Below are 25855 nucleotides of genomic sequence, written 5' to 3' on the forward strand. Positions count from 1 at the left end.
AGGCGTGAGGCCCGCTTTTGCGCCTCATCCCTCGCGAGAGCGGCGCCGGTCTAACCCGAATCCACTGGCCGGGCGGGCGCTCGTCTGTCGGTCCGGCGGTCAGCAGGGTTACAATGCCCGGCCGCGTAGCGAGCCGGCGCCTGCTCTGCAGGGTCATACGGCCGGCCGCGGCGTCCCAAGCCAAGCCGCCCGACACCACACCGCCACGGCGGCTGGGCGGGCATTTCCCAGCGAACCGCCAGAACCGCCATGCCCAAGATTGTCTTCATCGAACACAACGGAACCCATCACGTCGTCGACGCCCCGGTGGGCAAGTCCCTGATGCAGGTTGCAGTCGACAACATGGTCCCCGGCATCGTCGGTGATTGCGGTGGCTGCTGCAGCTGCGCCACCTGCCACGGCTACATCGAGGGCGAGTGGGCCGACAAGCTGCCGCCGAAGCAGGAAGACGAAGAGATGATGCTCGACGGCGCGCTCGAAGTGCTGCCGACCAGCCGCCTGACCTGCCAAGTCTTCATCAAGGAAGAATATGACGGCCTGACCGTGAAGCTGCCGGCCAGCCAGTTCTGACCGAAGCTTGCTGATACAGGGCTCACCGGCTGTTGCATGAAGGCGGTTGAGCCGGGCCTCGGGTCGCCAAGCGGCATCCGGATGGATGCCACAGGCTCCGGCTTTACTTCTTCTTGGCCTGCTTGGACTTGAGCATCGTGCCCGTGCAGTTGGGGCTGCCGCAGCGGCAGGCCCAGATCTTCTTGAGGCGCGCCGTGTGGCGCACCTCGAGCGTGATGCCGTAGTCGTAGGTCAGCTCTTCACCGCGCTTGATCTCGCGCAAGGTCTCGATGACCACTCGATCCTTTTTCCGGTCGCCGTTCTGGTTCTCGTAGAGCACGGCCTGGCAGTTCGGGTCGCAGCTGTGGTTGATCCAGCGCGCATCGTTGCCGCGCGTATTGGCATCGAGGATGTACTGCTCGTTGAGTGTGAAGAGGAAGGTATGGCCGGTTTCGCCGCCATCGCCGTACTGCTCGTCGGCTTCGTCGTGGGTCAGCAACTTTCCCCTGTACTGGATCACTTGGGTGTCTGCGGCGAGCTTGCGGCGCGCGAAGACGCCGGTGCCGTGAATGGGGGAGCGACGGGCGACGATGGGGGAGGCTGCGGTCATGGAAGTCGGAGTTTGAAAGGTCTATTGTGCGAACTGAGGGGAGCGATCGTGCAAGCATCGGTCCAGATGCCGGCATAATGTGCGGCTAAAGTTTTAAGCGTCCGAAAAAACATTATGGAGTTGTATCAGCTCAGAAGCTTCGTGGCCGTCGCCGAGATGCGCCACCTCACGCGTGCTGCTGAGAAGCTGCACATCAGCCAGCCTGCGCTCTCTGCGCAGATCAGGGCGCTGGAGGATACCTTTTCCGTGGCCCTGTTCGAGCGCACCCCCGCGGGCATGGTGCTCACTGCGGCGGGCCGGCGCCTTCTGCCACTGGCCGAAAAGGTCCTGTCCGCTGCGCAGGCCATGCGCAACGAGGCGCGCGCGATCAAGGGCGAAATCGGCGGCATCGTGCGTGTCGGTACGGTATCGGACCCGGACTTCATTCGCGTCGCCCCGTTCATGAGCGCCACCGTGCGCCGCTATCCGCTCGTCGAAATCGAGTTCCACCATGTGGTGACCGGCGAAGCCTTCGAAATGGTGCGCGACGGCGGGCTCGACGCGAGCTTCTATTACGGCGAACTCGCGCATTCCGATGTCGCCTCGGTGACCTTGCGCGAGGTGATCTTCCGCGTCGTCGTGCCGAGCGGCTGGAAGGACAGGCTCGTCAAGGGCAGCTTCGAAGAACTCGCGGCCCAGCCCTGGGTCATCCCGCCGCCGATCAGCGCGCACAACGAAATGATCCGCGGCCTGTTCAAGCGCCACGGGCTCAAGCCTTCGCGCGTGGTCGAGGCCGATCACGAGGCGGTGATCAGTTCGCTGGCGATCTCGGGCGTGGGCGTTGCGCTGATGCGCGAGGAAAAGGCGCTCGAACGCGCACGCACCGGCGAGATCATGCTCTGGGGCGACGTGCGGCTGCCGACGCAGCTGCGCTTCATCTACGCCAAGGAGCGCGAGGAAGACCCGATCATCCGCGCCATGGTCAATCTCGTGCGCGAAGTCTGGTCGCCGGGGCCGACGCCTTAGAAGCTGGGAGACGGGAGACGCAACGACGGATGATCTTCCGTCATGGCGCTCGGCGTTCGGCTACCACTTCGTTTCTGCGGTTTCCCATGCTTCAGAAAATCCCGCAGCTCAAGCCCGCCGCCATAAGCTGGCCGATCTCGCGCGCCTGCGCGAGCTGCGCCTCGGTCTGCTCGCCGATCGCGACCAGCGGTGCGGCCACCGCATTCCAGCCGTAGCCGGTGGCGATGCGCTCGATCGCGCGTACCGCGCCGCTGCCGTCGTTGCCCGCGCTGACGAGTAGCGCATACGGCAGGCCGATGCGCTTGCCCTCGCAGGGGTAATAGGTGCGGTCGAGGAAATCCTTCACCGCTCCGCTCATGTAGCCGAAATTCTCGGGCGTGCCGATCAGCAGACCCGTGCAGGCCATCAGGTCGTCGACGCCGGTTTCGAGCGCCAGGCGCAGCTCGATCTCCACCTCGTCCGCGAGCTCGGACGCGCCTTCGATGGCCGCGTCGACGAGTTGGCGCGTGCGCCCGGTCTGGGTGCTGTAGACGATCAGCAGGCGCGGCTTCATGCGCCGATTCAGCGCTCGGCGACGAGGCGCTGCGAGCCGCTCCAGCGCTGGCCGGGCTGCAGCGTCACCGGGCGCCCGACCGTGGCCGCTTCGATGCAGAGCATGCGGCGGAAGCCTTCGGCCTCCAGGTCGGCGAGGGCGGCCCCGCGCTCGGCTCCGGGGTTCCAGACCACGGTGTCGACGAAGCCGCTTTGCTCGATGCGCAGGCGCCGTTCGCCGTCGCGCAGTCGCAGGCTCGCGGGCGCGTCGAAATAGATGCGATCGACTTCCCCGGCGATCGCCAGGCTTGCCGCGGCCTCGTCGAATTCGCGCGTGCCCTGGGTGGAATCGCGATAGCGCAGGCCCTGCAGCCCTTCGATGCGCACATCGCCGATCTCGCCGACGCGCAGATAACTGTGCAACGCGGCGGTGAAGGTCTGCGACTGCGAGTCGGTGTTCTCGACGCTCAGCTCGATCAGCAACTCGCGGTCTGCGAGCGTGACGGCGAGCTCGCAGGTGAAGCGATGCGGCCAGAGCGCGAGCGTCTGCGCGTCGGATTGCAGCTGCCAGCGCGCCGAGTGCGCCTGCTGCTCGATCAGCTGCCAGTGCCGGTTGCGCGCGAAGCCGTGCTTGGGCAGCGGCCCTTCGCCGGCGAACTGCGGAAAGATCACCGGCACGCCGCCGCGAATGGCGACGCCGTCCGCGAAGATCGAGCGCTCGCTCAGGAACAGGCGCTCGTCACCGGCCGTTGGACTCCAGCTCAGCACGTGCGCGCCCTGTGGATCGATGGCGGCGCTGGCGCCGGAGGCATGCGCCAGGACGACCGGCGTGCGGGAGAGGGTGGCGTTCATAAGCCCGGATAGTGAGGCAGCGCGGATCGGGCGCTCAAGCCCGGGCCGTTGGCCGACCGAGCTGAACCGGTCGTCGGAAACCGACGAACGCGTCACGGACGCTGAACTGAAATAAGCTCGCCGAGCGGCGCCTGCCGAAGCGGCGCGGTCGTCAGAGAGCGCGGGTCGGGAGACGTCATGGGCAGGAAGCACGCCATAAGCCAGCATAGATTCAAGCCGAGGTTCGATCGCCGCCGATTGCAGCGCGGCGCGGTCGCGATCTGGGTGGGGGTTTCGATCGTGGCGTTCATCGCCGCGACCTTTCTGTCGATCGACGTGGGTCGGCTGTATTTCACGCAGCGGAACCTGCAGAAGACGGCGACTTTGGCGGCAATCTCGGCCGCGCAGATTGCGAGTGGCTGCACGAATGGCGACGGCATTCGTGTCGATCCGGATCAGATGTTTTCCCAAGTGCAGGCCTTGATCGTGGCCAACGGCGGGCAGGCGGGCTGGTTGAGTGGTTTCAATGGCTTTGAGGCGATTGAAGTGGGCCAAACGCGCACCAACAGCGCGGGTATCCGGGCTTTTCAGGCGCTGCCGGCGGGCGACGAGCGCATCAACTCGGTCCGCGTGAATTTACAGCGTCCAGCTCCGACCTCCTTCGTTCCGTCGATACTGACGAATGGTGGCGCTACCCTGAAAGCTTCGAGCACCGCCGAACAACGCGTTCTGGGCTCTTTCTACATCGGCTCGGGTTTGGCAGATCTCGATGCTGGCCTGCTGAACGCGTTGCTGGGCGCGCTGTTGGGCAGCAATATCAATCTGTCTCTAGCTGATTTCCGTTCGTTGGCTGCTACGCAAGTCACGCTCGGAGCGCTCGCCACGGCGTTGAATGTTCGAGTTACCGATCTCTCGAATCTGACTGAGCTTGGACTCGATGCGCCCTTGCTGCCTAACTTGCTCGGCGGACTGGTGGGCGGGCTCGGCAACACGGCCAGCGGCGCAGTGAGCGGCTTGCTGCAACAACTTGCAGGAGCAGCACGCAACGAAACCGTTCCTCTTGGCGTGTTGCTCGGGCCGCTGACCGATGTCGCGGGCAACGTCCCTTTCATCAATTTGCTGGACCTCATCATGGCGCTCGGCACTGCTGCCACTGCCGATGGTGACCCCTATGCGAATCCGATCGTGGTGCCGCTGAATGTCGATGTGCCGGGTGTTGCAAAGGTGTCGATATTCCTAAAGGTGCTGGAGCCGCCGCAGTTCGGTGTCGGAGCGCCTGGGGCGACGGCGAAAACTGCGCAGGTCAAGCTGGCAGTTCGAATCGAAGCGGGCCAGTTGCTGCAAAGCCTTAGCGCATTCGTGAACCAAGCGCTAGCAGGCTTGCTCAATATTCTCACCGGGGCACTACGCCTGCTGACCTTGGGATTGGTCGATATCCGGACTACCGGGCCTACCCTTATTCCCAACCTGAACCTAGGGGTGGACGTTAACGTTGCGCAGGCTGCTGCGCGGCTCGATGAAATAGCCTGCCCAACTGCGACTCGACCTTATCCGGTAGCGCGTCTTAGCGTTAGTCCAGCCGTGGCTACTGTGCACATCGGTAGCTTTATTGGGACTCCAAGTACCAATCCCTCGACGATTCCGCAGCTCGATTTGAACGGAACCCATTTCGATGTTTTGCATTTGGGGCTAACGGCGCAGGGCTTGCTAGGTTTCCTCGGTGGGCTCAACGTCGATGTAGGGTTGGATTTGACATGTGTTTCCGTGGGCGGCGCCTGTAATGGCCCCAGTGCACCGTCGACTGGCCCGTTTCTCCCGTTGCCTAATGATGTGGACAGCTTCGAATACGTAACCATCGGAGATAATCCGATATCGCGGACACGGTCAGCGTATTACCAGGCCGACGGAGTGCCACCGGCGGCGGAGGTCGCGGGTGTGAACCCGCAGACTGTGGGAACCGACCCTGCCGTAGCCGTCCGATTGGGCTTGGGGACACCTATCGTGACTTCCAACGGCGGATTTCTGGGGGGGCTGGGTGCGCTACTCAATGATTTGGTTGAGGGTTTGCTAGGACTGGTCAATCCCTTGCTCAATCTTGTTAACGGATTGCTCGCCAGTCTGGTGACGCCATTGTTGAACCTGCTCGGGATTCAACTTGGTCAGGCCACCGTGATCATGGACGCAGTCAGCGTCGATAGACCTGCCCGTGTCTCGAATTGCCTGCCGGGTGCTACGACAGGTGGGCGCGTTTGCCCGTTGCCTGATTAGAGGCGTTGCACCGGCAAGGCGCTCGCACAATAATTGCGCGGCCTTCATTCAATGAATTATCACAACGCGCATGACCGTCTCCCGCCTCTACCGCGTCAGCTTCCACAACCAGGGCCAGGTCTACGAGGTCTATGCGAAGCAGGTCAGCCATGGCGGCATGCCGGGTTTCGTCGAGGTCGAGAAACTCGTTTTCGGTGAGCGCACGACGGTGGTCGTCGATCCGGGTGAGGAGAAGCTCAAGACCGAGTTCGAGAACGTGGAGCGCTTCTACGTTCCGCTGCATGCGGTGATCCGCATCGACGAGGTCAGCAAGCAGGGGCCGGCGCGCATCGTCGCGGGCGGAGGCGGCGACTCCAAGGTCACGCCGTTTCCGTTGTACATGAACCAGGATCACTCCAAGAAGTGAGCGCTTCGGGGCTGCGCTTCGCTTCGCTCGGCTCGGGCAGCAAAGGCAACGGCACGCTCGTCGAAGCCGGCGGAACGCGCCTGTTGATCGATTGCGGCTTCCAGCTGCGCGAGACCGAGGCCCGGCTCGAGCGCCTCGGCATCGAGGCCGCGTCGCTGGCCGGCATCCTCGTCACCCATGAGCACGGCGATCACCTCGGCGGCGTCGGCCGGCTGGCCCGTCGCTACGGGCTCACGGTGTATCTGACCACCGGCACTTCGCTGGCCTGGAAAGATTCCCAGGTCGAGGCGGTGCAGATCATCAATCCGCACCAGGGCTTTTCGATCGGCGCGATCGAGGTCCAGCCGTATCCGGTGCCGCACGATGCGCGCGAACCCTGCCAGTACGTGCTGAATCACGCCGGGCTCAAGCTCGGCATCCTGTCCGACGCCGGCCACGTGACTGCGCACATGCGCGAGGTGCTCAGCGGCTGCGATGCGCTGATGCTCGAATGCAATCACGACCTGCACAGCCTGAGCTCGGGGCCGTATCCGTACAGTCTCAAGCAGCGCGTTGGCGGCTCGCGCGGGCACCTCAACAACGCGCAGTCGGCCGACTTGCTGCGCAGCATCGACTGCTCGCGCCTGCAGCACCTCGTGCTCACGCACCTGTCGGAAACCAACAATACGCCCGAGCTCGCGCTCGCCGCGGCCTGCGAGGCCCTGCAGCGGTCGGCCGACTGGATCGTCTGCGCGGAGCAGGAGGGCGGGCTGGGCTGGAGGGCGTTGTACTAAAGCCCAATTTGGAGGTCGACGTGAGACAATGCCGCCCTTCTTTCACGCGCCTTCTTGCGCAGGATCGACGATGCCTTTGCTCGTGTTGCCCGGCACCGCCAGCCTTTCCTCCTTCCGTCTCAACCGCCTGCTCGACGATCTGCGTCCGCAACTGCCCGCGCTGAGCGGCTTGCAGGTGCTGGATTTCTATCTCGTCGATGCCGACGATGCGCCGCTCGCCGAACTGCGCCAGCTCGTCGGACCGGGGCCTGATGCGTTTCCGGCTTCCAGGCTCACGCGCTTCGTGGTGCCGCGCGTCGGCACGCTGTCGCCCTGGGCCTCGAAGGCCACCGACATCGCGCGCGTCTGCGGGCTTTCCGGTGTGCGGCGCATCGAGCGCGGGCGCGCTTACCTGTTCGAAGGCCTCGGCGAATTGCCGGCCTCCGCGCTCAAAGTCCTGCACGATCCGATGACCGAATCGGTGCTCGACAGCACCGAAGCCCTGCAGCACGTCTTCGATGTGCCCGAGCGCCGCCCGTTGCGCACGGTCGACGTGCTCGCGCAGGGCGCCAGGGCACTCGAAATCGCCAACGGCGAATGGGGCCTGGCGCTGTCGGCCGACGAAATCGCCTACCTCGCCAAGCACTACCTCGATGCGGGCAAGAACCCGACCGACGCCGAACTGATGATGTTCGCGCAGGTGAACTCCGAGCACTGCCGGCACAAGATCTTTAACGCCGAATTCACCGTCGACGGCGAGACGCAGCCGCACTCGCTGTTCGGCATGATCCGCATGACGCACGCGGCGACGCCGGGCGGCGTGCTGTCGGCGTACAGCGACAACTCGGCGGTCGTCGAAGGGCACACGGCGATGCGCCTGTTCGCCGACGCCGACCACGTCTATCGCGGGCATGACGAGCCCGTGCACATCCTCATGAAGGTGGAGACGCACAACCACCCGACGGGCATTTCGCCGCATCCGGGCGCCGCCACTGGTGCGGGCGGCGAGATTCGCGACGAGGCGGCGACCGGCACCGGCTCGCGGCCCAAGGCCGGCCTGGCCGGTTTCACCGTCGCCAACCTGCGCATTCCGGGTTTCGAGCAGCCCTGGGAAGCGCCGCTGTCGCGTCCGACGCGCATGGCGTCGGCGCTCGACATCATGATTGAGGCGCCGCTCGGCGCGGCCGCGTACAACAACGAATTCGGCCGGCCGAACCTCAACGGTTATTTCCGCAGCTTCGAGGCGATCACGCCCGACGGCCGCAATCGCGGCTATCACAAGCCCATCATGATCGCGGGCGGCTACGGCAACATCCGCGCGCAGCACGTGCAGAAGCGCGAAGTGGTCGAAGGCGCACCGCTGATCGTGCTCGGTGGCCCGGCGATGCTGATCGGCCTCGGCGGCGGCGCCGCAAGCTCGATGGCCACCGGCAGCAGCCACGAGGCGCTCGACTTCGCCTCCGTGCAGCGTGCCAACCCCGAACTCGAACGCCGCTGCCAGGAAGTCATCGACGCCTGCTGGGCGCTCGGCGACGACAATCCGATCCTGTCGATCCACGACGTCGGCGCGGGCGGCATCAGCAACGCGCTGCCCGAACTCGTGCACGCGGACGATCGCGGCGGGCTGTTCCAGCTGCGCGACGTGCTCGCGGCCGATCCGTCGCTGTCGCCGATGGAAATCTGGTGCAACGAATCGCAGGAGCGCTACGTCATCGCGCTCAAGCCCGATGGCCTCGACATGCTGGCCCGCGCCTGCGAGCGCGAGCGTTGCCCGTATGCGGTGGTCGGCACCGCCACCGCGCGTCGCCAGCTGGTCGTCGAAGACGCGCTGAGCGGCCAGCCGCCGGTCGACATGCCGATGCCCGTGCTGCTCGGCAAGCCGCCGCGCATGCAGCGCAGCTCGCGCCGCGAAACGCCGGTCACCGAGCCGCTCGTCACCGCGAACCTCGATCTGAACGAAGCCGCGCGCCGCCTGCTGCAGTTGCCGGGCATCGCCTCCAAGCAGTTCCTGATCACGATCGGCGATCGCACGGTCGGCGGCCTGACGGTGCGCGACCAGATGGTCGGTCCCTGGCAGGTGCCGGTGGCCGATTGCGCGGTCACCGCGACCGGTTTCGAAGCCACCACGGGCGAGGCGATGGCGATGGGCGAGCGCCCGCTGCTCGCGCTGCTCGACGCGGGGGCCAGCTCGCGCATGGCGGTCGGCGAGGCGATCACCAACATCGCTTCGGCCAGCATCGCCCAGCTTTCCGACGTGCGCCTGTCCGCCAACTGGATGGCGGCTTGCGGCCAGGGCGACGAGGACGCGCGCCTGTTCGATGCGGTGAAGGCGATCGGCGAAGAGCTTTGCCCCAAGCTCGGCATCGCGATTCCGGTCGGCAAGGATTCGCTGTCGATGAAGGCGGTCTGGAGCGAGGACGGCAAGCCGCAGACGCAGACCGCGCCGGTGTCCGCGATCATCTCGGCCTTCGCGCCGGTGGCCGACGTGCGCAAGACGCTCACGCCGCAGCTGCGCCTTGACGCGGGCGCCACGCGCCTGCTGCTGATCGACCTCGGCAACCGCAAGAACCGCCTCGGCGGCTCGGCGCTCGCGCAGGTTTACGGGCAGGTCGGCCAGACGCCGCCCGACCTCGATCACCCCGAGCAGCTCATCACCGCGTTCGACCTGATCCAGTACCTCAACGGCAAGGGCCAGATTCTGGCGCTGCACGACCGCTCGGACGGCGGCCTGTTTGTCACGCTCGCCGAGATGGCGTTCGCCGGGCACTGCGGCTTCACCGCCGATCTCGGCTTCGGCGAAGCCGCGGCCGCGCTGTTCAGCGAGGAACTCGGCTGGGTGCTGCAGGTGCGCGAGTCCGACGCCGAAGCGATCGTGCGTCGCGGCAAGGCGGCGGGCGTGGCGATCACCGACATCGGTCCGGTTGAAGCGAGCGATACGCTGAGCTTCACGCGTAACGGCGAGCTGCTGCTGTCGGCCAAGCGCAGCGAGCTGCACAAGCTCTGGGCCGAGACCAGCCACCGCATCGCGCTGCTGCGCGACAACCCCGATTGCGTGCGCGAGGAATTCGACGCGGTCGGCGAGCCCAGTGATCCGGGCCTGTCGATGTCGCTGAGCTTCGATGTCGATGCCGCGCCAGCGGTGTTCACCGCCAAACCCAAGGTCGCGATCCTGCGCGAGCAGGGCGTCAACGGGCACATCGAAATGGCCTACGCGTTCAACGCGGCCGGTTTCGAATCCGTCGACGTGCACATGTCCGACGTGCTTGAAGGCCGCGTCTCGCTGGCCGGCTTCACGGGCCTGGCGGCCTGCGGCGGCTTCTCGTACGGCGACGTGCTCGGCGCGGGCCAGGGCTGGGCCAAGACCATCCTGTTTTCGCAGCGCGGTCGCGACGAGTTCGCACGCTTTCTGGCCGATCCGCGCAAGTTCGCGCTCGGCGTCTGCAACGGCTGCCAGATGTTCGCCGCGCTCAAGGACATCGTGCCGGGCGCCGCGGCCTGGCCGGCGTTCCGGCGCAACCGCAGCGAGCAGTTCGAGGCGCGCTGGTCGCTCGTCGAGGTGCTGCAGAGCAAGTCCATCCTGTTCGACGGCATGGCCGGATCAAAGCTGCCGATCGCGGTCGCGCACGGCGAAGGCCGCGCGGTGTTCGACGCCGAGGGCGATCTGGCCAGGCTCAAGGCCGCCGGCCAGCTCGCGATGCGCTATCTCGACCACCAGGGCCGTGTCACGACGAGCTACCCGTTCAACCCGAACGGTTCGCCTGAGGGCATCACCTCGGTCTGCAACGACGACGGCCGCGTGACGATCCTGATGCCGCACGCCGAGCGCACGATCCACGGTGTGACGGGCTCCTGGTGGCCCCAGGCCTTCGCAGGCAAGACGCCGTGGTTCCGCATGTTCCAGAACGCGCGGAAGTGGGTGGGCTGAGCTCCCCCGCGCAGCCAACAAAAAGCCGGCGCGGGGCCGGCTTTTTGTTGTGCCTCGGTCGGGTCGAAACCTATGGCGCCGGTGCCGGCGACGCGGTGGGCACCGTGGCCGCAGGTTCGTCGGCCGGAACGGCGGTCGCGTCCTCTTCCTCTTCGTCGTCGAAATCCATGTCTTCGGCCGGCGGATTGCCGTCGTAGACGAGCGCGCGACGGCGCTCGAGATAGGCGGTGCGGAAAAAGACGTAAGGATCGAGCTGCTCGTTGATCAGATTGTCGGGACCGAGCAGCTTGGATCGGTCGTCGACCACCTCGACACCCTTCAACGCGATGCGCTCGGGCCAGGTCACGTTATCGGTGTATTGCAGAATCTCGGTCCAGTTGTCGCCGACCGTGCCGACCAGATCGCGATTGGTGGTGGGGCCTAGCAGCGGCAACATCAGATACCAGCCCTGACCAACGCCCCAGCGCCCGAAGGTCTGACCCAGATCCTCGTTGTTGAGCGGCAGTCCCTGGCCGGTGGCCACGTCGATGAAGCCGGCGAGGCCGATGGTGGTATTGAGAATGAAGCGCAGTGTGTCCTTGCCGGTCTGCTTGAACTTGGCCTGCAGCAGATCATTGATGATGGTCGTCGGGTAGAACAGATTGTCGAAGAAGTTGCTGACGCCCTTGCGCGCCGTCGCCGGCAGTACCTTGGTGTAGCCGACCGCCACCGGACGCAGCACGTACTGGTCGGCTTTCTGGTTGAACGTGAAGATCGGCCGATTGATGCGTTCGAGCGGATCGGACGGATCGTAGGTGGGCGAATGCGCGCAGCCGGTCAGCGCGAGCGTCACGAGCATCAGCGCCGCGAGTCGGCGAACAGTCCCCTGCAACATGCTTTGCATCGAATCCCCCAATCTTCGTGTTCCAGCGTCGCGGTCAGACGATCGCGAAAACCTCGTCGAGCTCGAAGAAGCGCAGCAGGCCGCGCGCTTGTTCGTTGGCGTTGACGATCTCGAGCTTCTGCGCGCCCTGGGTGTTGCGGCGTGCGAGCTCCAGCAAAAAAGCCGCGCCCGCGCTGTCGATGCGCGGACAACGGCTCATGTCGATGCGAGTGCCCTGCAGCTTGGGCAGATTGCCGAGCTGCAAAGACATCGAGCCCAGGCTCAGTTCGCCTTCGATGACTGCGGTCGACATCAGGGCTTGGCCTCGGCCGGAGGGGCGACGACCTGCTGGCCGGATTCGAGCTTCTGGATCACCGCATCGAGGCTCGAAGCCTTGATCTGCGCGGCCACCTGGCTACGAAAACTGGTGACCAGCGAAATATTCTCGACCTTGATGTCGACGACCTTCCAGTCGGCGCCGACCGGCTTCTGGCGCATGTCGAAGGCCACCGCGACCGGCGGCGCGTCCGGACGGATCAGCTTGGTATTGACGGTGGCGCGGTCGGAACCGTCGGCGATCTTGGCCGGCTGGACCTCGGCCTTCACGCTGTCCGCGTACTGCAGCAGCGCATCGGCATAGGAATTGATCAGCATCTTCTTGAACGCGCTTTCGAAGCGCGTGCGCTGGTCGGGCGTGGCGGTGCGGTAATTCTGCGCGAGGATGGTTTGGGCAATGTACTTGGTGTCGAAGTACTGCGTCACGCGCGAATCCACCATCTGGTAGAAGGCGGGCTTGTCGGTCTGGTACTTGGCCTTGTTTTCCGAAATGTCGGTCTGCAAGGAACCTTGCGCGGACTTGATGACCTCGTCCGGAGCGGTCGGCGCAGCAACGGCGGCCACCGCGATCGAGGCGGCCGAAAACAGTAGGGACAATCGTGCGAACAGCGGCTTCATGGTTTGGCTCCTGCGGGCGCGGCACCCGGCTTGATGGAATCCGCGAGTTTGCCGATGGCATCCGCGAGCTTGTCGTCCTTGGGGCCGGCCTGGTTGGCCAGGAACTGCCCGATCAGGTTTTCTAGCACCAGTGCGCTCTGCGTCAGCTGAATCTTGCTGCCCTGCTTGAGCACGTCTTCGGAACCACCGGGCTCGAAGCCGAGGTACTGCTCGCCTAGCAAACCGGCGGTCAGGATCTTGACGTTCGAATCTTCTGGAAGGTTGTTGTAGGTCTGCGAAATATCGATGGCGACGTCGGCCTGGAACGTCTGCGGATTGATCTTGATCTCGCGAACCCGGCCGATCTTCACCCCTGCCATGGTCGCCGCGGCGCCCGGCTTCAGGCCTCCGATGTTGTCGAAGGTCGCGGTGACCCGGTAGACCGCATCGCCATTGCCGACGCTGTCCAGGCTGGCGACGCGAAAGGTCATGACGAACACGGCCGCCACGCCGAGGCAGACGAAGAAACCAACCACGATTTCGAGAGCTCTTGATTGCATGAAGCTTTCCTTCGCTACGCCAGTGCGGATTTTGTTATTGAAGCGGCCGGCGTCTTGCTGAACGTACCGGCCGCGTATGTTGAGAGGGTACCTTGCGAAATGGGGTGGAACGCCGCCCCCGGAGCGCTGAGTACGGCTGGGTCATCGGTTCGGCGAGCTTGCGAACGCTTGGGTGTCTGAAAGTTCACCATGAGCGCGCCGAATCACTTGAACATGAATGCGGTGAGGATGAAGTTCAACGCCAGGATGGCCAGCGAAGACACCACCACCGTCGAAGTCGTGGCCCGCGAAACGCCTTCGGCGTTCGGCGTAGCCGTGTAGCCCTGATAGACCGCGATCCAGCTCACCGTGAAGCCGAACACCACGGTCTTGAGCAGGCTCTGCCAGATGTCCTTGGTCTCGACCGAGCCGCGGATCGCCGACCAGTAGCTGCCCGCATCGACGCCCAGCAGCTCGACGCCGATCGCATGGCCGCCGGCGACGCCGATCGCCATGACTTCGAAGATCATCGTCAGCAATGGCAGCGCGATGAGCCCGGCCAGAAAGCGCGGGGCGACGATGCGCTCGATCGGGTCGATCGCCATCATCTCCATCGCCGACAGCTGGTCGGTGGCGCGCATGAGGCCGAGTTCGGCCGCCAGCGAGGAGCCCGCGCGGCCCGCGAACAGCAAGGCCGTCACCACCGGGCCGAGCTCGCGGATCACCACCAGCGCGACGAACACACCGAGCGATTCCGAGGCGCCGAAGCGCGACAGCGTGCGATAGCCCTGCAGCGCCAGCACCATGCCGATGAACACGCCCGAGATCACGATGATGATCAGCGAGAGCACGCCGAGCATGTAGAGCTGGCGCGTGATCAGGCCGGGCTTGAGCAGCGACTTCGGCAGCGAGGCCAGCACCGACGACAGGAAGAACATCGAGCGCCCGAGCCCGGCGAAGAACTCGGAGATGACCTGGAACAGCTTGCTCATCGACGGCCTCCGAGCAGATCGTCGGCATAGGTCGCCGCGGCCTTGTACTGGAACGCGATCGGCCCATCGGGCTCGCCCTTGAGGAACTGCTGCACGAAGGCCGAATCCGAAGCGCGGATCTGGTCCGGCGTGCCCTGGCCGAGCACCTTGCCGCCCGATACCACGTAGGCGTAATCGGCGATCGAGAGCACCTCGTTGATGTCGTGCGAGACCACCACGGAGGTCAGCCCCAGCGACTGGTTGAGCGTGCGGATCAGGCGAATCAGCACGCCCATGCTGATCGGGTCTTGCCCCGTGAACGGCTCGTCGTACATGACCATGTCGGGATCGAGCGCGATGGCGCGCGCGAGCGCGGCGCGGCGTGACATGCCACCCGAGAGCTGGTCCGGATACAGGTCGCGCGCTCCGCGCAGGCCGACGGCCTGCAGCTTCATGAGCACCAGGTCGCGAATCATCGAGGCCGGCAGCTGGGTGTGTTCCTGCAGCGGATAGGCCACGTTCTCGAACACGGTCAGATCGGTCAGCAGCGCGCCGTTCTGGAACAGCAGGCCCATGCGCTTGCGCAGCGTGTAGAGATCGCGGCGGCCGAGCTTGTGCACGTCGGTGCCGTCGAATTCGACGGTGCCGGCGCTCGGGCGCCACTGGCCGCCGATCAGGCGCAGCAGCGTGGTCTTGCCGGTGCCCGAAGGACCGAGAATGGCGGTGACCTTGCCGCGCGCGATGTCGACGTCGATCCCCTGATAGATCGCGCGGCTTCCTTGCTTGAAGTGCACGCCACGGCAACGCACCAGCACATCGGTTGGAGCTGTAGTCGAGTTCATCGCGTTCTTAGGTTTCGAGGCCGTGGGCGTTCGCGGTCACTGGTCGGTCACGCTGGCCCGTTAAGCGGCGTATTGTAGGTTGATTACCGCTTTCACGTGAGAAACGCTCCATGGATCCCGCCATACGCTTTGCGGCAGTTGGCGTTTGCCTGACCTCGCTGAGCCTGGCCGCCTGCACGTCCAGACCGCGCAATGAGGCAGTCGCCAAGGCCGATCGACCCCCGGCCTGCAAGCTCACACGCAACGTGCAGGCGGCCGGTCCACAGTCCGCAGGGCACCCGCCGCGCTGCGCCGACAGCCTTGATGCGGGCAAGCTGCCGGCGAGCGCGATTGCGCCGATCATGCTGCCGTAAAACTGAGCGGCAACTTAGCTTTGCTCTGCGTCTGCCCGCGTGGTGGCGAGTTCGGCGATCAGGCTGTCGGTCAGATCGCGACGCACCTGGTCGATGCCAGGCCCGCCGAGTTCGCGCACTTGCGTCACGCGTAGCCCTTTGTATCCGCAGGGATCGATGCGCGTGAACGGCTCGAGGTCCATGTCGGTATTGAGCGCCAGGCCGTGATAGCTGCGCCCCCGGCTCACGCGCAGGCCGAGTGAGGCGATCTTGGAGCGAACGCCGTCGATGTCGACATAAACCCCGCGCGCATCCGGATCGCCGTAAGCCGCGATGCCGTAGCGGGCGAGCGTCGCGATCACCGCGCTTTCGATGCGCTCGACCAGCGAACGCACGCCGTAACCGAGGCGGTGCAGGTCGACCAGTACGTAGACCACGATCTGTCCGGGCCCATGGTACGTCGCCTGGCCGCCGCGATTGCTGCGGACCACCGGGATCTCGCCCGGAGCGAGCAGGTGTTCATCGCGGCCGGACTGGCCCTGCGTGAACACCGGCGGATGTTCGAGCACCCAGAGTTCGTCGGGTGTTTCGGATGTGCGCGATTCGGTGAAATCGCGCATCGCCTGCACGGTGCGCTCGTAGTCCGAGAGCCCGTCCAGGCGCCGGATCAGCGGCGCCTGGATTTCGTCACCATTGCCGGCGATCTCAGCCACCACCCGCCCACCACAGACGGATCGAATCGATCAGGCGCGTGAACAGCCCGCCTTCCGGCACCGCCTTGAGCGCGACCAGCGGCTCGCTGCGGATCAGCTTGCCGTCGAGGCTGATGGCGATGCTGCCGACGACCGCGCCCGGCGCGATCGGGGCGATGGCCTGGGCGGTGATCTGCGGCTGCATCTGGATGCGCTCCTTGGCCCCGCGCGGCAGGCTCAGCGAGATCGGCTGCAGGGTTCCCACCGGCACGCTGTCCTCCGTGCCCTTGTAGGCCGTCACCGTGCTGACCGGATTGTTCGGGCCGAGCAGGGTGGCGGTTTCGAAGAAGCGGAAGCCGTAGTTGAGCAGTTCGAGGCTGGCCTGTTCGCGGTACGCCCAGGTCTTGGCGCCCATCACCGCGACGATCAGGCGGCGGCCGTTGCGGTTGGCCGAGGACAGCAGGCAGTAACCGGCAGCGTTGGTGTGGCCGGTCTTGATGCCGTCGACGCTCGGATCCTTGGTCAGCAGGCCGTTGCGGTTCGGCTGCGGCTTGGCGATCTTGTACTTGAACTCCTTCTCCGCGTAGATCTTGTAGTCCTCGGGGAAGTCGCGGATCAGCGCACGGCCCAGCAGCGCGAGGTCGCGCGCGGTGGTGTAGTGATCCGGGTCGGGCAGGCCGCTGGCGTCGACGAAGTGGCTGTTCTTGAGGCCGAGCTTGGCGGCGTACTGGTTCATCAGTTCGGCGAAGGCCGACTCGCTGCCGGCGATGTGCTCGGACAGCGCGATGCTCGCGTCGTTGCCGCTCGCGATGATGATGCCGCGCAGCAGGTCGATGATCTTCACGCGGCTGCCGACGTCGAGGAACATGCGCGATTCGGACGAATCCTTGCCCTGTCTCCAGGCCTTCTCGCTGATCAGCGCCTCGTCGTCATAATGCAGCCGGCCCTTCTTGATCTCGTCGAAGGCGACGTAGGTCGTCATGACCTTGGTGATGCTTGCCGGCTCGACGCGCGCGTCGGGCTCGCTGGCCGCTAGCAGGTCGCCACTCGCGTAGTCGATGACCGCGTAGGACTTGGCGTCGATGGTCGGCGGTTCGGGAATCTTGTCGAGCTGCGCGTGGGCGCAGAGCGGAGCGGTCAGCAGGGCGGCGAGGAGAAATTTCTTCATTGATCCGGGCGTGTGGCGGGAGAAAGGCGCTTGGACGCAGGCCGCTTCAACGGACCCTGCAAGCGCTCGGATGTGCGGCGACGGCGCGTCGCCGGCGGTTCGAAATTTTAACGCAAGGCTCAGTAGTGAACCGGGATCGAGGCGAAGCCGCCCGCTCCGAGCCTGCTCTTGGCGGCCTTGAGCCTGGGCTCGTCGGCGAACGGCCCGACGATCACGCGGTGGATCGGCCGGTCTTGGAAAACACCCTGGCGCACTTCGGCGTTCTTGAGTCCGATCTTGTGAATCTCCTTGAGCAAGGCATTCGCGTTGACCGGATCGGAATAGGCACCGACCTGCAGATAGTTCGAGCCCGAGGCGGTGGCCGGCTGCGCGAGCTCTTCGAGCGTACCGACCGGCGGCGGCAGCGGCTCGCCGGGCACGATGGCCTCGAGCTCGACCATCGCCGGGCCGCCGAGCAGATCGAGCTTGGTCGCGGCCGCGTAGGACAGGTCGATCACCCGCTCCTTGTGGAACGGCCCTCGATCGTTGATGCGCACGACCACGCTCTTGCCGTTGGTCAGGTTGGTGACGCGCGCATAGGTCGGCAGCGGCAGCGTCTTGTGCGCGGCCGTCATCTTGAACATGTCGAAGGGCTCGCCGCTGCTGGTCTTGCGACCCTGGAACTTGCGGCCATACCACGAGGCCAGGCCCATTTCGCGGAAGCCGCGCGCCGAATCGAGCGGGCGATAGGTTTCGCCGAAGACCTCGTAGCTCTCGGGGTTGCCGTAACGGCTCTTGGGTTCGGGCTGCGGAACCGCGTCGGGCAGCTCGGCGAGGTTCGGCGGAATGTCGGCCTTGGCGGGCGGGCCGTCGACGAGGATCGGCGGCTTCGCCGGCTCGGCCGGAACCACGCGCGATTTGGTCGGGGCGGGGCGCGTGGTCTGGCGCGTCGGGCCCGGAGCGCAGGCGCCGAGGGCCAGCACACTCAGCAGCAGCGACAGGTTTCGCAGGGTGCGTGAAAAGGCGGCAGGCGGCATCAGGGACTCTGCTGATCGAGCCGCGCGGCCTCGGCCGTCATCGCGCTCGCCAGCTGGCTCACGGTCATGGCGTAGAACACGCGCGGGTTGTAGGTCATCACCGAGTAGAAGTTCGGCAGCGCGATCCAGTATTCCTTGTTCGGCGAGCCGGCCGGATCGAGCTGCAGTTCGAGCAGGCCCACGGCCATGTCGGCCGGCAGCTTGACCGCGGGGATCACGCCGGCCTGCTGGAGGTCGCGCACCCGGTAGGCGACGTTCTTGCCGTTGCGCTCGATACGCCCGTCGAGCGGACCCTTGAGGGTGGCCGGAACGATCAGCGGCTCGCCGCGACGCCAGGCCAGCTGCGGGCGGTAGTCGTTGAAGTAGCGCGCGATGCTGCCGATCGCATCGGCCACGCTCCACAGATCGCGCTTGCCGTCACCGTCGAAATCGACCGCGAGCTTGCGGTAGTTGCTCGGCATGAACTGCGCCCAGCCCATCGCCCCGGCGTACGAGCCCTTGAGCGACTCGGGCGCGAAGCCGAAATCGCGGCAGAACACGAAGTACTCGGTCAGCTCGCTGAAGAAGAAGGCGCTGCGTGTGGGATGATCGAAGCCTTGCGTGGCCAGCGCATCGAGCACCCGGGCGCCGCCGGTGATGCGCCCGAAATTGGTTTCGAGCCCGAGCACGCCGGCGATCACGCCGGGCGGAACCCCGTATTCCATCTCGGCGCGCGCGAGCAGCTCGCGGTTGTCGAGCATGAACTGGGCGCCGCGCTTGATGCGCAGGGCATCGACGCGCTTGGTCGAATAGGTGCTCCAGGTTTCGGTGCGCTCGGGTGCTTTCTGCTCGGCTTCGATCAGCGACGGAATCGTCTGCGCGCTGACCAGCGCCTGCTGCACCTGCGCGAGTTCGGCCGCCGAAAATCCGTACTGGGTCGACAGCACCTTGAGCAGGTTCGCCGCCTGCGGATGTCGGGAATAGTCCGCCGATGCGCCTGTGGCGATCGTCAGGCCGACGAAAAAAGTGAGGCGACGCAGTCCTTTGCGCATCAGCTGGCGAGCAGTTTCCGATGGGTTTGTATGGACATGAGCATACCGAAGCCGGCCAGCATGCTCACCATCGAGGTGCCGCCGTAGCTCACCAGTGGCAGCGGAACGCCCACCACGGGCAGCAGGCCGATGACCATGCCCATGTTGATGAAGACGTAGACGAAGAAGGTCAGCGACAGCGCCCCGGCGAGTAATCTCTGGAAGGTGTCCTGGGCGCGGAACGCGATGTAGAGCCCGCGGCCGACGATGGCCAGGTACAGCCCGAGCAGGAACATCACGCCCATCAGCCCGAGTTCTTCGGAGTACACCGCGAAGATGAAGTCGGTGTGCGATTCGGGCAGAAAGTCGAGCTTGGCCTGGGTGCCGTTGAGCCAGCCCTTGCCGAACAGCCCGCCCGAGCCGATCGCGATCTTGCTCTGGGTGATGTGGTAGCCGGTGCCGAGCGGATCGGATTCCGGGTCCAGGAAGGTCAGCACGCGCTGGCGCTGGTAGTCGTGCAGGCGTGTCCACAGCACCGGGGCCGCGGCGGCGATCGCGCCGATCGCGCCGAGGATCCAGCGATAGCCCAGGCCGCCGAAGAACAGCGCGAAGCCACCGGCCGCGAGGATCAGCATGCTGGTGCCGAGGTCGGGCTGCACCGCGACCAGCCCGGTCGGAGCGCCGATCATGATCAGCGTCAGCGCAATGGTCTTGACGCTCGGCGGCAGCGGCTGGCCGTGCAGGAAGCTCGCCACCGCGAGCGGCATCGCGAGCTTCATGAACTCGGCCGGCTGGAAGCGGATGAAGCCGAAATCGAGCCAGCGCTGGGCGCCCTTGGCGTGGTCGCCGAGCAGCAGCGTCAATACCAGCAGCAGAGCCGAGAAGCCGTAGAACCACGGCGCCATCGCGCGGTACATCTCGGGCGTCGCCTGGGCCGCGATCGCCATCACGCCCATGCCGAGCAGCAGGCGCTCGGCCTGGTTGACGACCTGCGGCATCGAATGTCCCGAGGCCGAATACAGCACCACCAGCCCGACCATCGAGGTGACAAACAGCAAGGTCATCAGCCAGAGGTCGATGTGCAGGCGGCCGAACCATTCCGACAGCCCGGGCTGCGGCGGACGCGACGAGGTCAGCGGTTGCAGAAGAGGGTTCATTGGACGGTCGGGTTGGCGCCGGATGCGGGGGCGGCGGGAGCCGGAGGGACGATGTCGTCCTCCTCCTCGCCATCCGGATTCGACGGCGCGCTGCCCGGAGGCAGCGGCGGTGCGGCGACCGCCGGCGTCGGCGTGCCCGCCGCGGAGCCCGGAGGACGATAGCGGATTTCGCCGAGCAGGTACTGATCCATGATCTGCCGTGCCACCGGGCCGGCCACCGAAGCCCCGTGGCCGCCATGCTCGGCGATCAGGCCCACCGCGATCTGCGGGTTGTCGGCCGGCGCGAAGGCGATGAACAGGGCGTGGTCGCGCAGGTGCAGCGGCAGCGATTCCTGTGTCGGGGCCACTTTTTCGTCCTGCTTGAGGCCGGCGACCTGGGCCGAGCCGGACTTGCCGGCCACCGTGTACGGGGCGTCCTTGAACACCGAGAAGCCGGTTCCGCCCTGGGTCTGCGTGACCTGCTGCATCGCATAGACCACGGTTTCCCAGTCGGCCTTGTGCTTGTTGAGGATCGGGTCGAGCGGTTCGGGCGCGATCTCGCGGGTTTCGAGCGTGATCGGGTCCTGGATTCCGCGCACCAGATGCGGCCTGAAGCCGCCGCCGCGCATCGCCATGCGCGCGGTGATCTGGGCGAGCTGCATCGGCGTCACGCTCATGTAGCCCTGGCCGATGCCGACGTTGAGCGTCTCGCCCGGATACCAGCCCTCCTTGCGCACCCGCTGCTTCCACTCGCGCGAGGGCAGCAGGCCGCCTTTTTCGAGCGGCAGGTCGATCTCGGTCGAACGGCCGAGCCCGAACTGGTCGAGGAAGCTGTGGATGCGATCGATGCCGAGGTTGATCGCGACGTTGTAGAAGTAGATGTCGCAGGAGCGCGCGACCGCGCCGGCCATGTCGAGCGAGCCGTGGCCCGAGCGGCGCCAGCAGCGGTACTTGCGCGAGGAATTCGGCAGCGACATCTGGCCGCCGCAGAACTCATGGTGATGGGCGTCGACGACGTCGTATTCGAGCCCGGCCAGCGCCATGAACGGCTTGATCGTCGAACCCGGCGGATAGGTGCCCTGCAGCGCCCGGTTGTAGAGCGGCCGCGCCGGGTCGGCCAGCAGCGCCTTGTAGGTCTTGGCGTCGATGCCTTCGCCGAACAGGTGCGGATTGAAGCCCGGCTTGGACACCATGGCGATGACCTCGCCGTTGCGCGGATCGATCGCGATCACCGCGCCGTTGTAGTCGCCGAGCGCGGTTTCGGCGACCAGCTGCACCTTGGCGTCGAGCGACAGCACCAGGTTGCGGCCCGGCGTGCCCTGCTGGTAATCGAGCTCGCGCAGCGGCCGGCCATAGGCGTTGGCCTCGATGACCTTGGCGCCCGGCTCGCCGCGCAGCTCGTTCTCGTGCGACTTCTCGATGCCGACCTTGCCGATCTGCGACAGCCCGCGGTACGAGGCTTCGGCGACGCCCTTGTATTCGTCTTCGGTGATGCCGCCGACGTAGCCGACCACGTGCGCGGCGGTGCCGGCCAACGGATAGCTGCGCGTGAGGCCGGCGGTGACGTCGACGCCGTCGAAGTCGTAGCGATTGACCTCGAAGCGGGCGACTTCTTCCAGCGAAAGATTGGTGCGCAGCGGCACGCCCCGGTAGCGCGGCGACTTGCGCACGCGATCCTTGAAGCGGGCGATTTCGGTGTCGTCCAGGTGCACGAGCTTGGACAGGCGCTTGAGCGTGTCGTCGAGCTTGCCGGTGATCTGCTCGGGCACGATCTCGAGCACAAAGGCCGGCGTGTTCTGCGCGAGCACCGCGCCGTTGCGGTCGTAGATCAGCCCGCGCACCGGCGCCACCGCCGACAGCCGCATGCGGTTCTGGTCGGCGCGCGTGGCGTAGTAGTCCTGTTGCAGCACCTGCAGGTTGAACAGGCGGAACAGCAGCAGCGCGGCCATCGCAAGGCAGGCGATGGCCGCCACCAGCGTGCGCGCGCCGAAGGTCTGCTTCTCGCGGTAGAGATCCTTGATCTTGTCGTGACGACTCATGTGTCCCGTGCCGTCACCGACGATGGCTTAGACGATGCCTGCATCGACCGTGTCGAACCCCTCGGGGTTCATTCTTCCTGGCGCCGGTTGCGACGACGCACGTAGCTGTCGATCAGCGCGTAGATCAGCGGCCAGAACATGGTGGTGGCGATCACCGGCATCCAGCGCAGCCACGGGTCGGAGCGGTGATGGGCGACGCCGTCGATCCAGAACATCAGGAAGGCGTAGAGCGCCCACAGCGGAATCAGCCCGACCGTCGATTGCCAGAGCGGGAACATGGCGAACAGGCCACGCAGCTTGATGACCAGATAGGTCAGCAGCACGAATCCGAGCGCATGCTGGCCGAACACCGCGTTGAGCAGCACGTCGAGCACGATGCCGAACAGGAACGCGGCGAGCAGCACCGGCACGCGCGGCTCCGACAGCGCCCAGTACGACAGCACGAGCGGAATCCACAGCGGACGGAACGGGGCGATGCTCTCGGGCAGGCCGACCAGTTGCAGCATCAGGGCCAGCAGCAGGCTGACCCAAAAGCCCAGATGGGGAGCGGTACGGCTGCTCATCAGCGCGGATTCGCCGCCGGTTTCTTAGTGTCCTGTTGCGCAGGTGCAGGAGGCGTCGCTGCGGGTGTGGGCTTGCCCGGTGCCGCGGTCGCCGGAGCTGCGGGGCTGGTCGCCCCCGGGGCCGGCGATTGAGGCTGAGGCGCGACGGAGGGGGCGGCTTCGGGTTTTGCCGGTGCCGGCCTGACGTGCACCGGTTCGATGCTTTCGCGCGCGATCGGCTCGGGCTTGCCGGCGTCGGGCAGCGTGACGAGCGTTTCGCCGTCGGTTTCGCGGTTCTCGCTCCAGACCAGCAATGCCTGCCGGCCCTGGTTGAGCTTGGCGGTCGGGTAGGCGAGCGCCTCTTTGAAATGTTCGCCCGGGTTGTGCTTGACCTCGTAGACGCGCGCCACCGGATAGCCGGCCGGGAAGCGACCGCCGAGCGCCGACGACACCAGCAGATCGCCCTTCTGGATGTCCGCGTTGCCGGGCAGAAACGGCAGCCGCAGCGCCTGGCCGTCGCCGACGCCGACCGCGATGGTCTGCAGCCCGGTGCGATTGTTCTCCACCGGAATGCCATGGTCCGGATCGGTGATCAGCAGGCCCACGGACGTGGTGGGGTTGACCTGCACGATCTGCCCCATGACGCCGCTCGCATCGACCAGCGCCTGCCCGCGGTAGACGCGGTCGCGCGCACCCTTGTTGAGCGTGATCTGGTGTGCATACGGGTCTTGGTTGGCCGCGATGATCTCGGTGATCAGCACCGATTCCTGCAACGCCTTGGCCGAGGCGAGCAGCTCGCGGATGCGGCGGTTCTCGGTCTCGAGCGCATCGAACTTCTGCAGCTGGGCTTCGAGTTCGAGCTGGCGGTTGCGCAGCCGGGCGTTTTCCTCGGCGAGCAGCTCGCGGCTGTCGAAATAGCTCGTGGCGTCCTGCAGGTGCTGGGGTGTCGAGGCGACCCAGAGCAGCGGGGCGAGCGCCCAGGCCAGGGTTTCGCGGGTCGATTCGAGGCGGTCGGTCCGGAAGTCGGCGAAGATCAGGCCGCCGCAGATCAGCAGCAGAGCGAAGGCCCGCAGGCCCAGACCCGGTCCCCGAGGGAACAGATGGTCACGATGGTCGACGCTCAGGGTGTTCAAAGCTCGCGCCTTCCGCAATTTTGTACAACAAGTAATAACTGCCGCGCAGCATAGTCGCAGCTTTCCGCCGATGGCAACGTGGTTTTGCCATCGGCCACCCTCTCATGTGACGAGCGGTTCGGCAGACCGTCGGTTTTGTGATTATTTTGCAGATAAAAAAACGAACGCAACAGCAAAATCACATCCGTGCGGGCATCAGTCGAGGTTGTAGAAGTCGCCCTGGCGATCGAGCATGTCGAGCACCATACCGCCGCCACGCGCCACGCAGGTCAGCGGATCGTCGGCGATGATCACGGGCAGGCCGGTTTCCTCGGAGATCAGCTTGTCGAGGTCGCGCAGCAGGGCGCCACCACCGGTCAGCACGATGCCGCGCTCGGCGACGTCGGAGCCGAGTTCCGGCGGCGTGCGCTCGAGCGCCTGCTTCACGGCCTTGACGATGCCGGCCAGCGGCTCCTGCAGGGCGTCGAGGATCTCGTTGGAGTTCATCGTGAAGTTACGCGGCACGCCAGCGGCCAGGTGGCGGCCGACGACATCGATTTCCTGCACTTCGTGGCCCGGGAAGGCGGTGCCGATTTCCTGCTTGATGCGCTCGGCGGTCGATTCGCCGATCAGCATGTTGTACTGGCGGCGCACGTACGAAACGATGGCCTCGTCGAATTTGTCGCCGCCGATGCGGACGGATTCGGCGTAGACGATGCCGTTGAGGGAGATGACCGCGACTTCCGAGGTTCCGCCGCCGATGTCGACGACCATCGAGCCGCGGGCGTCGCCGATCGGGATGCCGGCGCCGAGCGCGGCGGCGATCGGCTCCTCGATCACGTAGACCTTGCGAGCGCCCGCGTTCTCGACCGATTCACGGATCGCGCGGCGCTCGACCTGTGTCGAGCCGTAAGGCACGCAGACCACCACGCGCGTCATCGGCCGCATCATGCGGCCCTTCTGCACCTTGCGGATGAAGTGCTGCAGCATCTTCTCCGTGACGGTGTAGTCGGCGATCACGCCGTCGCGCAGCGGGCGGATGGTGCTGATGTTGGTCGGGGTGCGACCGAGCATCTTCTTTGCATCGATGCCGACGGCCTCGATCTTCTTGGCTCCGCGAGCGTCGAGGCGAATGGCGACGACCGAAGGCTCGTTGAGCACGATGCCTTCGTCGCGAACGTAGACCAGGGTATTGGCCGTACCGAGATCGATGGAGAGGTCGTTGACGAATAGGCGGCGGACGGCGTCGAACATCGGCAGGGTCGGCTTGTTTGGAAGAACGTTGGAATCGGTGATCAGGGGCCTGCAGCGGGGCAGGGCCCAAGCATCCTTGCTTATTGGAACGGCCGGAAGCGATCAGGTGATCGACGATCCGATCAAGTAAGATTGCGACGAGCGCAGCACTATAAACGAAGTTGAAATTTATACCACGGAAACCAGATCCCCAACGATGAGCCTCAGTGCAGATCAAATCCGTCAGGTCGCGCATCTCGCGCGCCTGGAACTCAAGCCCGGACAGACCGAGGCTTACGCGCAGCAGCTATCGAACATCATGGCGCTGGTCGATCAGCTTTCGAAGGTCGACGCCTCGCAGGTCCCGCCGATGGCGCATCCGCTCGACATGCATCAGCGCCTGCGTCCGGACGTGGTCACCGCACCGAACCTGCGCGAGCAGTTCCAGGCTATCGCCCCGGCTACCGAGAACGGGCTCTACCTCGTTCCCAAGGTCATCGAGTAATTCCGTGAGGCGTCAGGCCTGAGGAGTGAGGCGTCGCTGCCCTCCT

The 25855-nt window shown here is 65.7% G+C and carries 26 protein-coding genes; 8 read left to right on the forward strand and 18 right to left on the reverse strand.

Going from position 1 to position 25855, the window contains the following annotated elements; genetic code table 11:
* Positions 1–249: 249 nt before the first annotated feature.
* Positions 250–570 carry a 2Fe-2S iron-sulfur cluster-binding family protein gene (locus tag WQQ_RS13495; protein WP_007185763.1) on the forward strand — a complete coding sequence of 107 codons (321 nt, stop codon included), beginning with the start codon at positions 250–252 and terminating at the stop codon, positions 568–570.
* 103 nt (positions 571–673) lie between these two features.
* On the opposite strand, the gene WQQ_RS13500 is transcribed toward WQQ_RS13495, so the two are convergent.
* Entirely contained in the window at positions 674–1159 is a 486-nt protein-coding gene (locus WQQ_RS13500) for an SET domain-containing protein (protein WP_007185764.1), read from the reverse strand.
* Between the two features lie 114 nt (positions 1160–1273).
* On the opposite strand from WQQ_RS13500, the gene WQQ_RS13505 reads away from it, so the two are divergent.
* Positions 1274–2164, forward strand: coding sequence for a LysR family transcriptional regulator (locus WQQ_RS13505; RefSeq protein WP_007185765.1), 891 nt, complete (start codon positions 1274–1276; stop codon positions 2162–2164).
* Positions 2165–2255: 91 nt separating this feature from the next.
* Here WQQ_RS13505 and WQQ_RS13510 read toward each other — a convergent pair whose 3' ends face one another.
* Positions 2256–2717, reverse strand: a complete 462-nt coding sequence (locus tag WQQ_RS13510) for a flavodoxin family protein (RefSeq protein WP_007185766.1) — start codon at positions 2715–2717, stop codon at positions 2256–2258.
* A gap of 8 nt (positions 2718–2725) precedes the next feature.
* The gene (locus tag WQQ_RS13515; protein WP_007185767.1) at positions 2726–3547 is read right to left on the reverse strand and encodes a D-hexose-6-phosphate mutarotase; all 822 of its coding nucleotides are present in this window, start codon (positions 3545–3547) and stop codon (positions 2726–2728) included.
* Between the two features lie 177 nt (positions 3548–3724).
* Here WQQ_RS13515 and WQQ_RS13520 point away from each other — a divergent pair, with 177 nt between their 5' ends.
* The 4 genes from WQQ_RS13520 (at position 3725) to purL (ending at position 10877) form a co-directional block, all read left to right on the forward strand.
* Positions 3725–5794, forward strand: coding sequence for a pilus assembly protein TadG-related protein (locus WQQ_RS13520; protein WP_007185768.1), 2070 nt, complete (start codon positions 3725–3727; stop codon positions 5792–5794).
* Positions 5795–5864: 70 nt separating this feature from the next.
* The gene (locus WQQ_RS13525; protein WP_007185769.1) at positions 5865–6200 is read left to right on the forward strand and encodes a DUF1820 family protein; all 336 of its coding nucleotides are present in this window, start codon (positions 5865–5867) and stop codon (positions 6198–6200) included.
* On the forward strand, positions 6197–6973 hold the full coding sequence (locus tag WQQ_RS13530; RefSeq protein ID WP_007185770.1) for an MBL fold metallo-hydrolase: 777 nt from the start codon (positions 6197–6199) through the stop codon (positions 6971–6973). The genes WQQ_RS13525 and WQQ_RS13530 overlap by 4 nt, the downstream gene beginning before the upstream one ends.
* A gap of 76 nt (positions 6974–7049) precedes the next feature.
* The gene (purL, locus tag WQQ_RS13535) at positions 7050–10877 is read left to right on the forward strand and encodes a phosphoribosylformylglycinamidine synthase (RefSeq protein ID WP_040454457.1); all 3828 of its coding nucleotides are present in this window, start codon (positions 7050–7052) and stop codon (positions 10875–10877) included.
* 70 nt (positions 10878–10947) lie between these two features.
* Here purL and WQQ_RS13540 read toward each other — a convergent pair whose 3' ends face one another.
* The 6 genes from WQQ_RS13540 to WQQ_RS13565 all read right to left on the reverse strand — a co-directional run bounded on the left by WQQ_RS13540 (position 10948) and on the right by WQQ_RS13565 (position 15024).
* Positions 10948–11760 (reverse strand): MlaA family lipoprotein, encoded by an 813-nt coding sequence (locus WQQ_RS13540; protein WP_237715061.1) that lies wholly within the window; start codon positions 11758–11760, stop codon positions 10948–10950.
* Between the two features lie 34 nt (positions 11761–11794).
* Positions 11795–12052 carry an STAS domain-containing protein gene (locus WQQ_RS13545; RefSeq protein WP_007185773.1) on the reverse strand — a complete coding sequence of 86 codons (258 nt, stop codon included), beginning with the start codon at positions 12050–12052 and terminating at the stop codon, positions 11795–11797.
* A complete protein-coding gene (locus WQQ_RS13550; protein WP_007185774.1) occupies positions 12052–12693 on the reverse strand; it encodes an MlaC/ttg2D family ABC transporter substrate-binding protein in 642 nt (213 codons plus the stop codon). The genes WQQ_RS13545 and WQQ_RS13550 overlap by 1 nt, the downstream gene beginning before the upstream one ends.
* Positions 12690–13232 (reverse strand): outer membrane lipid asymmetry maintenance protein MlaD, encoded by a 543-nt coding sequence (gene mlaD, locus WQQ_RS13555; RefSeq protein WP_007185775.1) that lies wholly within the window; start codon positions 13230–13232, stop codon positions 12690–12692. Before mlaD ends, WQQ_RS13550 begins: the two co-directional genes overlap by 4 nt.
* Before the next feature lie 203 nt (positions 13233–13435).
* The gene (gene mlaE, locus WQQ_RS13560; protein WP_007185776.1) at positions 13436–14203 is read right to left on the reverse strand and encodes a lipid asymmetry maintenance ABC transporter permease subunit MlaE; all 768 of its coding nucleotides are present in this window, start codon (positions 14201–14203) and stop codon (positions 13436–13438) included.
* On the reverse strand, positions 14200–15024 hold the full coding sequence (locus WQQ_RS13565; RefSeq protein WP_040454144.1) for an ABC transporter ATP-binding protein: 825 nt from the start codon (positions 15022–15024) through the stop codon (positions 14200–14202). Before WQQ_RS13565 ends, mlaE begins: the two co-directional genes overlap by 4 nt.
* Before the next feature lie 110 nt (positions 15025–15134).
* Here WQQ_RS13565 and WQQ_RS13570 point away from each other — a divergent pair, with 110 nt between their 5' ends.
* On the forward strand, positions 15135–15377 hold the full coding sequence (locus WQQ_RS13570; protein WP_007185778.1) for a hypothetical protein: 243 nt from the start codon (positions 15135–15137) through the stop codon (positions 15375–15377).
* A 14-nt stretch (positions 15378–15391) separates the two neighbouring features.
* Here WQQ_RS13570 and lipB read toward each other — a convergent pair whose 3' ends face one another.
* The 9 genes from lipB to WQQ_RS13615 form a co-directional block, all read right to left on the reverse strand.
* Positions 15392–16039, reverse strand: coding sequence for a lipoyl(octanoyl) transferase LipB (gene lipB / locus WQQ_RS13575; RefSeq protein ID WP_040454461.1), 648 nt, complete (start codon positions 16037–16039; stop codon positions 15392–15394).
* A 22-nt stretch (positions 16040–16061) separates the two neighbouring features.
* Entirely contained in the window at positions 16062–17216 is a 1155-nt protein-coding gene (locus tag WQQ_RS13580) for a D-alanyl-D-alanine carboxypeptidase family protein (protein WP_007185780.1), read from the reverse strand.
* A 119-nt stretch (positions 17217–17335) separates the two neighbouring features.
* Complete coding sequence (locus tag WQQ_RS13585; protein ID WP_007185781.1) at positions 17336–18232, reverse strand: septal ring lytic transglycosylase RlpA family protein; 897 nt, start codon at positions 18230–18232, stop codon at positions 17336–17338.
* Positions 18232–19263 (reverse strand): lytic murein transglycosylase, encoded by a 1032-nt coding sequence (locus WQQ_RS13590; RefSeq protein ID WP_007185782.1) that lies wholly within the window; start codon positions 19261–19263, stop codon positions 18232–18234. The genes WQQ_RS13585 and WQQ_RS13590 overlap by 1 nt, the downstream gene beginning before the upstream one ends.
* A complete protein-coding gene (rodA, locus tag WQQ_RS13595) occupies positions 19263–20399 on the reverse strand; it encodes a rod shape-determining protein RodA (RefSeq protein WP_007185783.1) in 1137 nt (378 codons plus the stop codon). Before rodA ends, WQQ_RS13590 begins: the two co-directional genes overlap by 1 nt.
* Positions 20396–22417 carry a penicillin-binding protein 2 gene (gene mrdA, locus WQQ_RS13600; protein ID WP_007185785.1) on the reverse strand — a complete coding sequence of 674 codons (2022 nt, stop codon included), beginning with the start codon at positions 22415–22417 and terminating at the stop codon, positions 20396–20398. The genes rodA and mrdA overlap by 4 nt, the downstream gene beginning before the upstream one ends.
* Positions 22418–22485: 68 nt before the next feature.
* Positions 22486–22980 (reverse strand): rod shape-determining protein MreD, encoded by a 495-nt coding sequence (gene mreD / locus WQQ_RS13605; protein WP_007185786.1) that lies wholly within the window; start codon positions 22978–22980, stop codon positions 22486–22488.
* Positions 22980–24092 carry a rod shape-determining protein MreC gene (gene mreC, locus WQQ_RS13610; RefSeq protein ID WP_007185787.1) on the reverse strand — a complete coding sequence of 371 codons (1113 nt, stop codon included), beginning with the start codon at positions 24090–24092 and terminating at the stop codon, positions 22980–22982. The genes mreD and mreC overlap by 1 nt, the downstream gene beginning before the upstream one ends.
* Positions 24093–24287: 195 nt before the next feature.
* Positions 24288–25325: a rod shape-determining protein gene (locus tag WQQ_RS13615; protein ID WP_007185788.1), complete on the reverse strand. Its 1038-nt coding sequence runs from the start codon at positions 25323–25325 to the stop codon at positions 24288–24290.
* A gap of 196 nt (positions 25326–25521) precedes the next feature.
* On the opposite strand from WQQ_RS13615, the gene gatC reads away from it, so the two are divergent.
* A complete protein-coding gene (gatC, locus tag WQQ_RS13620; RefSeq protein WP_007185789.1) occupies positions 25522–25809 on the forward strand; it encodes an Asp-tRNA(Asn)/Glu-tRNA(Gln) amidotransferase subunit GatC in 288 nt (95 codons plus the stop codon).
* Positions 25810–25855: the final 46 nt, after the last annotated feature.

It is taken from the genome of Hydrocarboniphaga effusa AP103 (assembly GCF_000271305.1).
GTDB classification, from domain to species: Bacteria; Pseudomonadota; Gammaproteobacteria; order Nevskiales; family Nevskiaceae; genus Hydrocarboniphaga; species Hydrocarboniphaga effusa.

Excerpts from the sequence above, each read along its gene's own strand:
- WQQ_RS13590 (WP_007185782.1), bottom strand. The coding sequence starts at position 19,263 with ATGCGCAAAGGACTGCGTCGCCTCACTTTTTTCGTCGGCCTGACGATC.
- mreD (WP_007185786.1), bottom strand. The coding sequence starts at position 22,980 with ATGAGCAGCCGTACCGCTCCCCATCTGGGCTTTTGGGTCAGCCTGCTG.
- mrdA (WP_007185785.1), bottom strand. The coding sequence starts at position 22,417 with ATGAGTCGTCACGACAAGATCAAGGATCTCTACCGCGAGAAGCAGACC.
- WQQ_RS13525 (WP_007185769.1), top strand. The coding sequence starts at position 5,865 with ATGACCGTCTCCCGCCTCTACCGCGTCAGCTTCCACAACCAGGGCCAG.
- WQQ_RS13505 (WP_007185765.1), top strand. The coding sequence starts at position 1,274 with ATGGAGTTGTATCAGCTCAGAAGCTTCGTGGCCGTCGCCGAGATGCGC.
- WQQ_RS13550 (WP_007185774.1), bottom strand. The coding sequence starts at position 12,693 with ATGAAGCCGCTGTTCGCACGATTGTCCCTACTGTTTTCGGCCGCCTCG.
- rodA (WP_007185783.1), bottom strand. The coding sequence starts at position 20,399 with ATGAACCCTCTTCTGCAACCGCTGACCTCGTCGCGTCCGCCGCAGCCC.
- WQQ_RS13520 (WP_007185768.1), top strand. The coding sequence starts at position 3,725 with ATGGGCAGGAAGCACGCCATAAGCCAGCATAGATTCAAGCCGAGGTTC.
- WQQ_RS13540 (WP_237715061.1), bottom strand. The coding sequence starts at position 11,760 with ATGCAAAGCATGTTGCAGGGGACTGTTCGCCGACTCGCGGCGCTGATG.
- WQQ_RS13570 (WP_007185778.1), top strand. The coding sequence starts at position 15,135 with ATGGATCCCGCCATACGCTTTGCGGCAGTTGGCGTTTGCCTGACCTCG.
- gatC (WP_007185789.1), top strand. The coding sequence starts at position 25,522 with ATGAGCCTCAGTGCAGATCAAATCCGTCAGGTCGCGCATCTCGCGCGC.
- WQQ_RS13515 (WP_007185767.1), bottom strand. The coding sequence starts at position 3,547 with ATGAACGCCACCCTCTCCCGCACGCCGGTCGTCCTGGCGCATGCCTCC.
- WQQ_RS13495 (WP_007185763.1), top strand. The coding sequence starts at position 250 with ATGCCCAAGATTGTCTTCATCGAACACAACGGAACCCATCACGTCGTC.
- WQQ_RS13565 (WP_040454144.1), bottom strand. The coding sequence starts at position 15,024 with ATGAACTCGACTACAGCTCCAACCGATGTGCTGGTGCGTTGCCGTGGC.
- WQQ_RS13510 (WP_007185766.1), bottom strand. The coding sequence starts at position 2,717 with ATGAAGCCGCGCCTGCTGATCGTCTACAGCACCCAGACCGGGCGCACG.
- mlaE (WP_007185776.1), bottom strand. The coding sequence starts at position 14,203 with ATGAGCAAGCTGTTCCAGGTCATCTCCGAGTTCTTCGCCGGGCTCGGG.
- WQQ_RS13500 (WP_007185764.1), bottom strand. The coding sequence starts at position 1,159 with ATGACCGCAGCCTCCCCCATCGTCGCCCGTCGCTCCCCCATTCACGGC.
- WQQ_RS13580 (WP_007185780.1), bottom strand. The coding sequence starts at position 17,216 with ATGAAGAAATTTCTCCTCGCCGCCCTGCTGACCGCTCCGCTCTGCGCC.
- WQQ_RS13585 (WP_007185781.1), bottom strand. The coding sequence starts at position 18,232 with ATGCCGCCTGCCGCCTTTTCACGCACCCTGCGAAACCTGTCGCTGCTG.
- WQQ_RS13545 (WP_007185773.1), bottom strand. The coding sequence starts at position 12,052 with ATGTCGACCGCAGTCATCGAAGGCGAACTGAGCCTGGGCTCGATGTCT.
- WQQ_RS13615 (WP_007185788.1), bottom strand. The coding sequence starts at position 25,325 with ATGTTCGACGCCGTCCGCCGCCTATTCGTCAACGACCTCTCCATCGAT.
- mlaD (WP_007185775.1), bottom strand. The coding sequence starts at position 13,232 with ATGCAATCAAGAGCTCTCGAAATCGTGGTTGGTTTCTTCGTCTGCCTC.